Annotated in this window: 12 protein-coding genes; 6 read left to right on the forward strand and 6 right to left on the reverse strand. The window is 69.8% G+C overall.

What is annotated here, in order from left to right:
• Positions 1–23: 23 nt before the first annotated feature.
• The gene (locus NR810_RS48310) at positions 24–1,670 is read left to right on the forward strand and encodes a DUF4397 domain-containing protein (protein WP_257462639.1); all 1,647 of its coding nucleotides are present in this window, start codon (positions 24–26) and stop codon (positions 1,668–1,670) included.
• Between the two features lie 5 nt (positions 1,671–1,675).
• On the opposite strand, the gene mutY is transcribed toward NR810_RS48310, so the two are convergent.
• The gene (gene mutY, locus NR810_RS48315; RefSeq protein ID WP_257462626.1) at positions 1,676–2,806 is read right to left on the reverse strand and encodes an A/G-specific adenine glycosylase; all 1,131 of its coding nucleotides are present in this window, start codon (positions 2,804–2,806) and stop codon (positions 1,676–1,678) included.
• Positions 2,803–3,612 (reverse strand): SDR family oxidoreductase, encoded by an 810-nt coding sequence (locus NR810_RS48320; protein ID WP_257462627.1) that lies wholly within the window; start codon positions 3,610–3,612, stop codon positions 2,803–2,805. Before NR810_RS48320 ends, mutY begins: the two co-directional genes overlap by 4 nt.
• Positions 3,613–3,725: 113 nt before the next feature.
• Between NR810_RS48320 and NR810_RS48325 the strand changes: the two genes are divergently transcribed.
• Complete coding sequence (locus tag NR810_RS48325) at positions 3,726–4,676, forward strand: PD-(D/E)XK nuclease family protein (RefSeq protein WP_257462629.1); 951 nt, start codon at positions 3,726–3,728, stop codon at positions 4,674–4,676.
• A 73-nt stretch (positions 4,677–4,749) separates the two neighbouring features.
• Entirely contained in the window at positions 4,750–4,944 is a 195-nt protein-coding gene (locus NR810_RS48330; protein WP_257462630.1) for a hypothetical protein, read from the forward strand.
• 30 nt (positions 4,945–4,974) lie between these two features.
• Here NR810_RS48330 and NR810_RS48335 read toward each other — a convergent pair whose 3' ends face one another.
• Genes NR810_RS48335 through NR810_RS48345 form a run of 3 tightly spaced genes read right to left on the reverse strand, consistent with a single transcriptional unit; the run spans position 4,975 to position 7,487 of the window.
• Positions 4,975–5,742, reverse strand: coding sequence for a pentapeptide repeat-containing protein (locus NR810_RS48335; RefSeq protein ID WP_257462631.1), 768 nt, complete (start codon positions 5,740–5,742; stop codon positions 4,975–4,977).
• Between the two features lie 49 nt (positions 5,743–5,791).
• Positions 5,792–6,661, reverse strand: coding sequence for a tRNA threonylcarbamoyladenosine dehydratase (locus NR810_RS48340; protein ID WP_257462632.1), 870 nt, complete (start codon positions 6,659–6,661; stop codon positions 5,792–5,794).
• Positions 6,662–6,689: 28 nt separating this feature from the next.
• Complete coding sequence (locus NR810_RS48345) at positions 6,690–7,487, reverse strand: TatD family hydrolase (RefSeq protein WP_257462633.1); 798 nt, start codon at positions 7,485–7,487, stop codon at positions 6,690–6,692.
• Between the two features lie 133 nt (positions 7,488–7,620).
• Here NR810_RS48345 and NR810_RS48350 point away from each other — a divergent pair, with 133 nt between their 5' ends.
• Both NR810_RS48350 and NR810_RS48355 read left to right on the forward strand, forming a co-directional pair.
• Positions 7,621–9,174: a TolB family protein gene (locus NR810_RS48350; RefSeq protein ID WP_257462634.1), complete on the forward strand. Its 1,554-nt coding sequence runs from the start codon at positions 7,621–7,623 to the stop codon at positions 9,172–9,174.
• Positions 9,175–9,346: 172 nt separating this feature from the next.
• On the forward strand, positions 9,347–9,604 hold the full coding sequence (locus NR810_RS48355; protein ID WP_257462635.1) for a hypothetical protein: 258 nt from the start codon (positions 9,347–9,349) through the stop codon (positions 9,602–9,604).
• Between the two features lie 51 nt (positions 9,605–9,655).
• Here NR810_RS48355 and NR810_RS48360 read toward each other — a convergent pair whose 3' ends face one another.
• Positions 9,656–9,829 carry a hypothetical protein gene (locus tag NR810_RS48360; RefSeq protein WP_257462636.1) on the reverse strand — a complete coding sequence of 58 codons (174 nt, stop codon included), beginning with the start codon at positions 9,827–9,829 and terminating at the stop codon, positions 9,656–9,658.
• Positions 9,830–10,123: 294 nt separating this feature from the next.
• On the opposite strand from NR810_RS48360, the gene NR810_RS48365 reads away from it, so the two are divergent.
• Positions 10,124–11,080, forward strand: coding sequence for a DHH family phosphoesterase (locus NR810_RS48365; RefSeq protein WP_257462637.1), 957 nt, complete (start codon positions 10,124–10,126; stop codon positions 11,078–11,080).
• Positions 11,081–11,450: the final 370 nt, after the last annotated feature.

Raw genomic sequence — 11,450 nt, forward strand, 5'->3', positions numbered from 1 at the left:
GCCAGGAAACGAGGGGATGTTCGATGAGACGTGCGTTGGGTGTATGGGTATTGATGATGGGGCTGTGCCTGGTGGGTGGCACCGGGTGTGACGAGAGTCCGCCGGACGAGCCCACGGTGGACGCGGGCCAACCAGACGCGGGCAATCCGGATGCCGGAAATCCAGACGCGGGCAATCCTGGTGGGGATGCGGGGACTCCCGTGGCCCACGTGCGTTTCGTCAACGCCTTCCTTGGGTTGAAGGACAACCCCAGCGACAGCGAGGACGCACCGTGGAAGCCCTTCAAGGTCAACGTGTACCAGGGCGGAACGAAGCTGTTCTCCGCGCCGGTGGAGCCGGGGGATGAGGCCGTGACGGATTACGTCACGGTGGTCGCGGGCACGAGCATCCGGTTCGAGGTGCGCGACACGGAGGCCCCCGCCACGGCCACGCCCGTGGCCACCTCGGAGGCGCTCACCCTGAAGGAGAACTCCCGCGTCACGCTGGTGGGCGTTGGATTCCTTCATGCCTCGGGCGACGACCGCTTCGACAAGCCCCGGCTCCTGGTGCTGAAGGAGGAGGAGCTCGCCGCCGCGGACAAGGACTCGGTCCGGCTGCGCTTCGTCACGGCGGGCCGGGCGGTCACCTCGGACCAGACGCGCCGGCTCGCGGTGGACGGGCAGTCTCCCTTCGTCACGCTCGCCCCCTTCTCGGCCGACTCGGCCCAGGGCGCATCCCTGTCGAAGTCCGTGCAACGGCTGGTGGTCTCCGCGCCCCCGCCGGATCGCTACGTGCCATCGCAGGGCGGCAGGCTGTCCTTCTCCCTTCCGAGCCAGGCCCTGGCCTCGGCGGGCGGCTGGTTCGCCATCCTGACGGGAGATGACCGGCGTCCCCTCCCGGACGAGGGCGAGGCCGCGTTGCTGCTCGTTCCCGCGGGGAAGCGCGACGTCCTCCGGCTGAAGAGGGATCCGCTCCTCTACTTCTTCCACGCGGTCATGCCCGACATCGACGGGAACGACCCCGTGCCCCTGCAGGTGCTCAATGGAGAGCGCAAGGTCGCGGCGGAGATCTACTACGGCTACGACCCGACCATCGGTGAGCTGCCGGTCACCGCCACGGGCCATTCGTTGAAGGTGACTCTGGACGGCGATGACGGCACGGTGGTGCTGGATGCCGCCTCCACCGGGCCGCTCGAAGCCGGGCGCCGCTATCTGGTGGTGATGAGCGGCAAGCAGGGCCAGACGGGTGACGTGGCGCCCCGGTTGACCGTCATCCCGGATGGCTTTCCGGCGGACGTCATGGATGCCCGGGTGCGGTTCGTGGATGCCTCCATGAACGCGCCCTCTCGGGGGGTCGACTTCGGCTACTTCGACGTCGCCAGCGATGGTTCCAAGGGGGACACGTTCACGAGTGTCGTCCAGGGGGCGAAGTACGCGACGATCGCCGGCTCCGCCGCGGGCGTCCCCTTCCTCGCGCCGCTCAGCCGCGACAGCTCCAACAACGCCTTCATGTACTACGGCATCCGGGCCGCGGAGGGCGGTCCGGCGAAGGCGGTGAAGGGCGGCGTGGTGGCCAGGCCGCACCTCGTCGTGCTGATCGGTGACTGGAACCAGGCGACGTTGGAGATGCGGGCCCTCAACCTGCGCAACAACTGGTGGGTCAGCCTGTCGGCGCCGGGGACGTTCGAGTAGTGCGCTCAGCCCTCGAGGACGCCAGCGGCGACGGCGGCCTCGAGGGCCTTGTGCATGGCGGTGCTCATCCCGAGCGAGGCGGCCTCGCCGGGTGTGCACCAGCGCAGCTCACGGAAGGCGGGAGCGTGGGAGGGGTGCGCCGGTCCCGTCACGCGCAGCAGGCGCAGGGAGAGGGCACGGTGGGTGAGCTGCCGGCGCACGGTACCGAGGTGGCCTCGCATCTCGACGTCCACGCCGAGTGCCTCGGCGAGCTTCGCGGCGGAGCTGGTGTCGGGCGTATCGTCTTCCACCTCTGCGGCGGGCAGCTCCCAGAGACCACCGAAGAGGCCCTTCTCCGCGCGTCGCGCGAGCAGCAACCGGCCCTGGTGGGCCCAGACGGCCACGGCCAGGGTCATCCGTTTGGGTGCGGCTCGCACCCGGGCGGGAGGCAGCTCGTCCACGCGGCCGTGGCGGTACGCGAGGCACTCCTCGCGCACGGGGCACAGCAGGCACAGGGGGCTCTCCGGGCGGCACACGGTGGCGCCGTGCTCCATGAGGGCCTGGTTGAAGTCTCCGGGCCGCTCGCCGTGGACGAACTCCGTGGCGAGCGCCCACAGCCGGGCCTCGCGGACGCGGTCGCCGGGAGCGCCCTCGACTTCGAAGATGCGGGAGAGGACGCGGGCCACGTTGCCATCCACCAGCGGCGCGGGCTCTCCGAAGGCGATGGAGGCCACGGCGCCCGAGGTGTAGCGGCCGAAGCCGGGGAGGGTGAGCAGCTCGGCGGCGGTGGAGGGAAGCCTGCCGCCGAAGCGGGCCACCACCTCCTGGGCGGCGCGGTGCAGGTTGCGCGCGCGCGAGTAGTAGCCGAGCCCCCGCCATGCGGCGAGCACGTCCGGCAGTGGCGCGGCGGCGAGGGACTCCACCGTGGGGAAGCGCTGGAGGAAGCGCTCCCAGTACGGAATCACCGTGGACACCTGTGTCTGCTGCAGCATCACCTCGCTGAGCCAGATGGCGTACGGGTCGCGCGTGCGGCGCCAGGGCAGGTCGCGCTTCTGCCGGTCGTACCACTCGAGCAGCCGGGAGCGCAGGGACTCGCGGCGTCCGGGCTCGACGAGGGGCGCGGTGGCGGGCTCCTTGCGCTTGCGCTGGGGGCTCATGGCGTCTTCGCGGGATTCGCGATGCGGCGCGCCACGCGGTCGAAGAGGCCGGGCATCCACCGGTTGGCGAGCACCATCACGCGCCCGGGCAGGGTGAGCACGGTCTCCCGGCGCTTGCGGCGGCTGGCGCGCACCATGGCGGCGGCCACGGCCTCGGAGCTCATCGCGTTCAATGGGATGGCGTCCTGCTTCCATCCCTCGGCGTTGAGGCGGGAGTCGCGGAACCCGGTCTCGGTGAGGCCCGGGGACACGAGCAGCACGGAGATGCCCTCGGTGGAGAGCTCGGCGCGCAGGGACTCGGTGAGGAGGTTCACCGCGGCCTTGGAAGAGCCGTAACCACCGAGCAGCGGCAGGCCCCGGTGGCCCAGCACGGAGCTGACGTTGACCACCTGCGAGCCCGGGGCGCGCTTGCGCAGCAGGGGCAGGGCGGCGCGGGTGACACGCACCAGGCCGAAGAAGTTGATCTCGAACACCTGGCGGAGCTGCTCCTCGCTGAAGCCCTCGACGGGGCCGTAGAGACCGAGCCCCGCGTTGTTGACGAGGATGTCCAGCCCGCCGAACGTGGCCTCCGTCTCGCGCACGAGACTGGCCACGTCCTCCTCACGGGTGATGTCGCAGCGTATGGGGAGCGCCCGCACGCCGAGTGCTTCCACCTCGCGCGCGGCGTCCCGCAACTGGGACTCCCGGCGGGCGGCGAGCACGATGTGGGCCCCCTGGGCGGCGTAGGCCTTCGCCGCCGCGCGGCCGATGCCGCTGGAGGCGCCGGTGATGAGCACCACCTTCTCCTGAAAGTCTCTGGTCGCCATGGCGGGGCGCACCTTAGCGGTTGGCCGCTACCGGAAAAGGACCTGTGGGGGTGTGACTGCTCGCCTGTCCATCTTCTGGCGGAGCGAGCCCCCGTCTAGTATTCGCGTCCGCCATGGCACGTACCTTCAGCAACGACTTCTCCTGGTCCAAGAGCCGGCACGAGAAGCTCCAGGAGTGCTCCCGGGCGTACTACTTCTACTACTACCGCTCCTGGGGCGGCTGGGAGTCGGGGGCGCCCCAGGAGGTGCGTGAGCTGTACGTGCTGAAGAAGCTGAGCAACCGCTATGCGTGGGCGGGCAGCGTGGTGCACGACGCCATCAAGGACGCGCTGCTGGACTGGCGGGCGGGGCGCGAGGTGGAGCCGTCCAAGGTGGAGGCGCGGGCGCTCGAGCTGATGCGCAAGGACTTCCGCTACTCGCGCGAGAAGGGGTACCGGACGCAGAAGTACCGCAAGACGTTCTCGGGCCTGGTGGAGCACGAGTACGAGGAGCCGGTGCCGGACGATGCGTGGAAGCAGAACGCGGAGACGGTGCGCTCGGCGCTGGCGTGGTTCTTCGCCTCGCGCTGGCCGGCGCTGGCGAAAGGGCTGAAGCCGGCGCAGTGGCTGGAGGTGGACGCGGGGGCCGAGTTCTCCACCTTCACCTTGGACGGGGTGAAGGTCTTCGCCATCCCCGACTTCGCGTACGTGGACGCGGACGGCTCGCCAGTGGTGGTGGACTGGAAGACGGGGAAGGCGAGGGACGGGTACGACGAGCAGGTGCTGGGCTACGCGTTGTACGTGTCCCAGCGCTACCGGCTGCCGCTGGAGAAGGTGCGCGCGTCGCTGGTGTACCTGAACGACGGGGTGGAGCACGAGGTGCAGGTGGACCGCGACGCGGTGGAGGGCTTCAAGGCCCGCTTCGCGCAGAGCGTGGCGCGCATGCGCGAGCTGCTGGTGAATCCGGCCACCAACACGCCGAAGGACGAGTCCGCCTTCCCCCAGACGGACGACCTGTCCTCGTGCACCCGCTGCGCCTTCCGCCGCCCCTGTGGCCGCGAGGCGGCGGCGGCGAAGGTGGCCTGAGCCAGGCGGCTGCCTGGCTTCTCGTGGCGGACGGCGTGCGTTAAACTTCCAGAAGCCCGTGGTGGAGGGGGGCGTGGTGCAGGTGGCGTGTGACTGCGGCAAGCACGCGCCGAAGGCTCCTCAGAAGGTGGCGGCAGAGGAGCTCCTGAAGCCCATGCCCGGCAGCATTCCGTACTTCGCCATGGTCGCGCACTCCACCAGCCGGCAGACCCTCCACGACGGCGTGAAGACGGTGCTGAAGCAGCAATTCACCACCCTCGTCAAATAGGGGCGCCGGGGGCCGGGCCCAGGTGCTCCCTCACCGGGAGTTGGGGCGGCAACCGCCCTGGGAGCCGGCGGCGCACGTGCGCCCGTCCTCCCAGATGGCCTCCGACAACCGGGCCCCCTGGAGCTCCACGTTCTTCAGGTTGGCGTGTGTCAGGTCCGCGTCGCGCAGATCGGCGTCCCGGAAGATGGCCTCCTCGAGGTTGCATCGGGCCAGGACGGTGAAGCGGAGCTTCGCCCCGGTGAAGTCCGCGCGCACGAGCCACCCACCTCCGGCCGACAGGGAGTAGGCGTGTGAGGGCTCGCTGCGACGGTAGGTTCCGCCCGTTCCCGTGAGGCTCGCTCCCTCCAGATTGACGCCGCGGAGGTTGGCCCCCTCGAAGTTGGCCGAGGGCAGCTCCGTCACCTTGCGCAGATCGAGGCCCTCCAGGATGGCGCCCTGGAATCGCGCGGCCCCGAAGGAAGCGCCGTCCACCCGCGCGCCGCGCAAGTTGGCCCCTCGTGCATCGGCTCCCCCCAGGGAAGCGCCGCTCAGGTCCGCGTTGCCCAGGCGGGCCCGGGAGAGTTTCGCGTTCTCCAGCTTCGCGCCCGCCAGCCGTGCCCCCTCCAGGTCCGCCCCCTCGAGCTGGGCGCCCGTGAGATCGCAGCCCGTGCACTCCCGCGTCTCCAGCAGTTGCTGGACGGTCTTCTGGAGCGCCTTCTGCTGGCGCTCCTGCTCGGACTCACCGCGACACGCGGACAGGCCCGGCCCGGACAGCAGCAACAGGAGAATCAGGTGTCGCCGGTGGGCACGAGGGTCCATGGCCCCGGAGTCTACCCGGTCCTCCCGGGGCTGGCTCGGCCGGGGACGATCAACGCCCCAGCGACAGGCGCCGCACCACGACGCCCGCCGCGTTCATGCCGAACACGGAGGTGACGAAGGCCACGCTGCCGTCGATCTGCGTGCGGCGCTCGCAGGTGTGGAAGTCGTTGTCGTTGGGGCACACGCACATGAAGCCGTCGTCCGAGTCGTAGCGCAGGGACAGCGGATCCCTCCGCGCCTCGATGGAGTACACGGCGGTGATGCCCGTGGGCCGCTCGGTGGGCACGCCGTACTTGCGCTTGAGCAGCTTGCGGATGTCCTTGGCGAACGGGTCCATGTGCGTCTCGCACAGGTCCTCCACGCGGATGGACGTGGGGTCCAACCGGCCCGCCGCGCCCATGGAGCTCACCACGGGGATGCCCAGGCTGACGCAGCGGTGGAGCAGGTGCAGCTTCGCCTTCACGTTGTCGATGGCGTCCACCACGTAGTCGTAGCTGCCCGGGGCGAGCAGCTGATCGGCCAGCTCGTCGCGGTAGAACTCGCGCAGGCCCTCGACGTGGGCGTCCGGGTTGATGTCCTTGCAGCGCTGCGCCATCAGCTCCGCCTTGGGCTTGCCCACCGTCTTCGCGGTGGCGTGGAGCTGCCGGTTGGCGTTGGTCACGCACACGGTGTCGAAGTCCACCAGCGTAAGGTGTCCGATGCCGCTGCGCACGAGGCCCTCGGCGGCATAGCTGCCCACGCCGCCCAGGCCGAACACCACCACGCGGGCGTTGGACAGCCGCTCCATCGCCGGGTCTCCGAGCAGGCGTCCGGTGCGGTCGAAGCGCCGGTGCAGCTTGAAGGGCCTGGCCTCCTCCGAGGAGGCGGGGGTGCCAGCGGTGGCGGGGACGGTCTCTGGGGGAGTGGGCTGCGGATTCATGGAGTGCCTCTATAACGCGACCGCTCCCCTACAGCGAAGGAGGTGGAAAGGCTTCCCGGAACAGGCGGCGGGCGTTCTCGGTCGTCCGCTGGGCGAGCGCCTCCACCGGCTCTCCCAGCACCCGGGCCATCCCCTCGATGACGCGCGGCAGGTATCCCGGCTCGGAGCGCTGTCCCCGGTGGGGGGTGGGGGCCTGATCCGGGGCGTCCGTCTCCGCCATGAGCCGGTCGGGGGGGATGACCCGCAGGGCGTCCAGCGGCTTGCGCGCCTCGGCCCAGGTGACGGGGCCCGCGAAGGAGAAATAACAGCCTTTCTGGATGTAGAAGCGCGCCAGGTCCGCCCCCCCGCCGTAGCTGTGCATCAGCACGCCGGCCTCGGGCAGGGGCTCCTGCTTGAAGAGCTCGATGAGGGCGGGGTGCGCGCGGAAGCAGTGCATCAGCACGGGCAGGCCGTGCTTGCGCGCCAGCTCCAGGTGCCGCTTCAGCACCGCCACCTGCCGCTCCATGGGCGCGCCCGCGGCCGAAGGGCCGTCCAGTCCACACTCGCCCACGGCGATGGCCCCGCCCCGGGCGAGCAGCGCGTCCAGCCGCTCGAGGTGCTCCTCGTCCTGCTCGGGAGGGATGTCCGGGAGCAGCTGGGGGTGGATGCCGAGCCCCACCTGGAGGCGTGGCTCGGCGCGGGACATGGCGAGCAGGGGCTCCCAGTTCTCCGGGCCCACGCCGGGCACGAGGATGCCGTGCAGCCCGGCGGCCCAGGCGCGGTCGAGCACTTCGTGGCGGTCCGGATCGAAACGCGTCGCGTCGAGGTGGCAGTGGGTGTCAATCATCGGAAAGGTCCGGCGGTGCCTGGTGCATCCGGCGTTCATCCCGCGACAGCGGGAACAGTGTGGGTGCCTTGCGCCACCTCCGGTGGGCGCGAAGCGAACCTATACGACGCACGCCGATGTTCCGGAGGTTCATATGGGAAAGCGTGTGGTCCTCGGCGTGCTCATGGGTGCGCTGATGGTGGTGTCGACCGGTTGTTCCGAGGAGTGCGTCGATGCGTTCGACTGCACCAACAAGAAGGGGACGCCGGGCCAGGGGAAGAAGTGGGCCTGTGTCGAGAACGAGTGTGTCACCCAGGACGACACGCCGCAGCCGGGGCATGGTGACGCGGGAACGCAGACCGATGCCGGTACCCAGACGGACGCGGGCACGCAGACCGATGCAGGTACGGAGGTGGACGCGGGCACGCAGACCGATGCCGGTACGGAGGTGGACGCGGGCACGATGACCCTCCAGGAGGGCGCGGCCTGCTCGAACACCAACAGCTGCATGGCGGGCCTGTACTGCGACGGGTCGGGTGGCTCCAGGACGTGCCAGCCGCTCCACATCGCGGTGACGCGGAAGCTGTCGGGCGCCAATACGACCGAGGCGGTGGTCGTGCGCTACAAGACCCCCGGCAGCAATCCGGCCACCGGGACTTCCGATGTGACGAAGCTCAGCGAGGGCACTGGCCAGAGCCGGTTCCCCCGCTGGAACAAGGACGGCACCGCGGTGGCGTTCGTGGATGCGTCTGGCAACACCGTGACGCTCGTCACCCGGAACATCCCGCTCGTGGCGGCGCAGAAGACCGAGCTGACCACGGCCACCGCCGCCGGCACCTCCGACTTCCGCTACATGGAGTGGGCGCCCTCGGCCTCCATCGCCTGGGCCACCCAGACGGGGGCGAGCGTCTCGGGCATCTCCACCATTCCCGGGACGGGTGGAGACGTGCAGACGCTCTCCACCGCCGGCGTGTTCCCCTCGTGGGCGGCGGATGGCACCAGCCTCGCCTACAGCTCTGGTGGCGTGGGCCTGCTGACCCGGGCGCCTGGCGCCGCCTCGGGCACCCCCGTCACCGGCGCGGGCGCGCAGAGTGAGCAGCCCCTGCACAACGCGGCGAACAACATCCTGCTCTACCTGTCCGTGGACACGAGCAAGCCGGCGTCGGAGCAGACCGAGCAGTTCGGCACGGACGCGGTGCCGCTCAGCCAGCTCTACACCATCGCCGCCAGCGGCGGGACGCCCGAGCTCATCGCGGCCACCACCGAGGTGGATGCCACGAATGCCGCCGGGCCGGTCAGGACGTACATCGCCAACCACACCTGGTCGCCGGTCGGGACGCATGTCGCCTACGTCCGGGTCTTCTACGTCAAGACGGCCGCGGGTGGTGTCATCTGCAGCGGTACCGCCGACTGCGGAGGACGGCAGGGCAACGCCATCTACGTGCGGGGCATCGGGACCGATGGAAAGCCCACGGGCAGCGAGCTGCTGCTGGCGAACGAGGCGACCCTGCCGTCGTTCTCTCCGGACGGGCGGTTCATCGCCTACTCCTCCGGCGGCAGACTGCGGGTCCAACAGATCAACCCCGCGGCCACGGACGAGGCCTCGCTCAAGGTGGGCGACGTCATCACCCATACCTGGCCGAACAGCACCGTCTCGACGGGTGGCGGCGATGACGACCGCCCGCGCTGGCAGCCGCGTGGCCCGTAGTCCGTTGTAGAGAGAGGTAGGGCCTGGCGCCCGTGTCCCGGAAGCTCGGGGCGCGGGCGTCGTCTCATGGACAGTCCCGGGTCCCTCCACCGCGCTCGAGGACTTGCCTCCCAGCCCAAAGCGACGTACGCAGGCGCCCCCCGCTCGCCGCTTTCACCTGGGAGGACTCGGAATGAAGCTCCACGCCGCGCTCTGCTTGCTGGCCCTCGTTGGCTGCGCGACCGTTCCGTCAACGGGCTCCACGGCCCTCGTCGACGTGCCTGGCGGTGGTGGTCCCGCGGGCGATTCCCAGGTCCTGCCGGAGCCGGTGCGCATGGAGACGCCCGCGGGCACCTTCCTCGTGCACCCCAACAACGCCGAGGACTTCACGAAGCTGCTGGCGGGAGAGCCGACGAAAAACCAGTACCTCTCCGTCACGGACGCGCCCTGAGCGCCTCCGCACGGGCTCACCTCGTTCCCCGGACACCGGGGAAGGGGAGACTCAGCCCACCAGGACGATGCGCCGGCCCAGGGCCCGCGTCATCAGGGGCGAGGTGACGAGCTTGAGCACCTCGACGCTCTCTCCGCCGGCCGTGTCGTAGGCCGCCGCGATGAGCTCCCCCACCGTCAGCGCCGGGGTCACCTTGCGCTGGGTGGTCCTCCGAGGGGTGGGCATGACCCGTCTCCCCTGGCGTTGGACCGAATCGCGCTTGCGTGTCGCCGTCTTGGTCATTGTGTCCTCCCGCCCGCACCCCGTGGGTTGATGGACTGATACGGCCTGGATGGTTGCATGCGACGTGCCAGGGGCTCGTCCGCCAGCCGTCTCCAGGAAATCAGGGACTTGTAGTCACCAGCAGTCTCCGACCCTGGGACGGGATTCCATACTTCGTTCAATCTTCCAGGCTCGATGCCTCGTTTCGTTGAGCCTTTTCGTCCACACCTGACAGAAGAGTCAGGGTAAGCCCACCCCATGAACGTCCAGGTCCTCTTCCACGACAGCTGCTTCGACGGGGCCGCGAGCGCGGCGGTCTTCACCCGCTTCTACCGGGAGCGCGTCCGTCCGGATGCCACCTTCTCCTACCGGGGGCTGTCGCATCAGGCGGGAGGCGCGCCCATCGATGCGGCCGTCTTCTCCGGGGACGAGAACGTCATCGTCGACTTCCGCTACAGCCAGGATCCGCGGCTCACCTGGTGGTTCGACCACCACGTCTCCGCCTTCCAGCAGCCGGGGGACGAGGCCCACTTCCACGCCGATACCAGCGGGCACAAGTTCCATGATCCGCACCGCAAGAGCTGCACCTGCTACCTGGCGGACGTGGCCCGCGAGCGCTTCGGGTGGGACCCGTCACCCATGGCCGAGCTGCTCCACTGGGCGGAGATCATCGACGGCGCGCTCTTCCCCAACCCGGAGATGGCCGTGGCGCTGGAGGAGCCGGCCTTGCGCATCATGACGGTGCTCGAGGCCAACAAGGATCCGGCCCTCATCCCCCAGGTCATCGAGCGGATGCAGACCGAGCCGCTGGCCTCCATCGCCGCCTCGCCGCTGATCGCCGCGCCGCTCGCGCCGCTGCTCGAGCGCCACCGGCGCCACATCGACCTGGTGCGCTCCAAGGCCCGGTACGACAACGGCGTCGTCTCCTTCGACCTCGCGGACGAGGGCGTCGACAGCCTCAACAAGTTCATCGCCTACGCCCTCTACCCCGAGGCCCGCTACACCCTCTGGGTGGGGCAGGGGCCCTCGCGCGCCAAGGTGTCGCTCGGCTCCAACCCGTGGCGCCCCCAGGAGCGGCGGCATGACCTGGCCGCCATCGCCTCGCGCTACGGCGGCGGCGGTCACCCCGTGGTGGCCGCCATCAGCTTCAAGGCCGGAGAGGTGGCGCGCGCCCGCTCCGCCTACCAGGAGATTCTGTCCGAGCTGTCCCGTTAATCCCGAGCTGGCTACATTTTGCGAACCTCGCAAAGTTTGCGAGGTGACGGGCCGCAAACCCCTGCGTTGATCACTTCCCGACACTCGTCATTTCGGGGGGTTGGCAGGCGGCTTGCCTCTTGCTTGGCGCCTGTGTGTGAACCGGCGCCTTCGATTTTTCCAGCGAGCCCGTAAGCCGGTGCCTCGTCCCGAGCCAGCGCCCCGAGAGGGCGCGGGCGGCCGGGCGCTGGTCCGCCCGTCAATCGACGGGCTCGGAATTTTTTGTGATTTTCCCATTCCCGGGCCCAGGTCCGGACATTGGGGTCCATTCTCCACAGGGTGTGTCGGATTTCGCTCTTTTGATGGGCTGGGAATAGTTTGCTTTTCTTGT

Origin of the sequence: Archangium lipolyticum, from assembly GCF_024623785.1 — a bacterium.
Classification (GTDB): Bacteria; Myxococcota; Myxococcia; order Myxococcales; family Myxococcaceae; genus Archangium; species Archangium lipolyticum.

Coding starts and splice junctions, on each gene's coding strand:
- NR810_RS48310 (WP_257462639.1), top strand. CDS start 24: ATGAGACGTGCGTTGGGTGTATGGGTATTGATGATGGGGCTGTGCCTG.
- mutY (WP_257462626.1), bottom strand. CDS start 2,806: ATGAGCCCCCAGCGCAAGCGCAAGGAGCCCGCCACCGCGCCCCTCGTC.
- NR810_RS48320 (WP_257462627.1), bottom strand. CDS start 3,612: ATGGCGACCAGAGACTTTCAGGAGAAGGTGGTGCTCATCACCGGCGCC.
- NR810_RS48325 (WP_257462629.1), top strand. CDS start 3,726: ATGGCACGTACCTTCAGCAACGACTTCTCCTGGTCCAAGAGCCGGCAC.
- NR810_RS48335 (WP_257462631.1), bottom strand. CDS start 5,742: ATGGACCCTCGTGCCCACCGGCGACACCTGATTCTCCTGTTGCTGCTG.
- NR810_RS48340 (WP_257462632.1), bottom strand. CDS start 6,661: ATGAATCCGCAGCCCACTCCCCCAGAGACCGTCCCCGCCACCGCTGGC.
- NR810_RS48345 (WP_257462633.1), bottom strand. CDS start 7,487: ATGATTGACACCCACTGCCACCTCGACGCGACGCGTTTCGATCCGGAC.
- NR810_RS48350 (WP_257462634.1), top strand. CDS start 7,621: ATGGGAAAGCGTGTGGTCCTCGGCGTGCTCATGGGTGCGCTGATGGTG.
- NR810_RS48355 (WP_257462635.1), top strand. CDS start 9,347: ATGAAGCTCCACGCCGCGCTCTGCTTGCTGGCCCTCGTTGGCTGCGCG.
- NR810_RS48360 (WP_257462636.1), bottom strand. CDS start 9,829: ATGCCCACCCCTCGGAGGACCACCCAGCGCAAGGTGACCCCGGCGCTG.
- NR810_RS48365 (WP_257462637.1), top strand. CDS start 10,124: ATGAACGTCCAGGTCCTCTTCCACGACAGCTGCTTCGACGGGGCCGCG.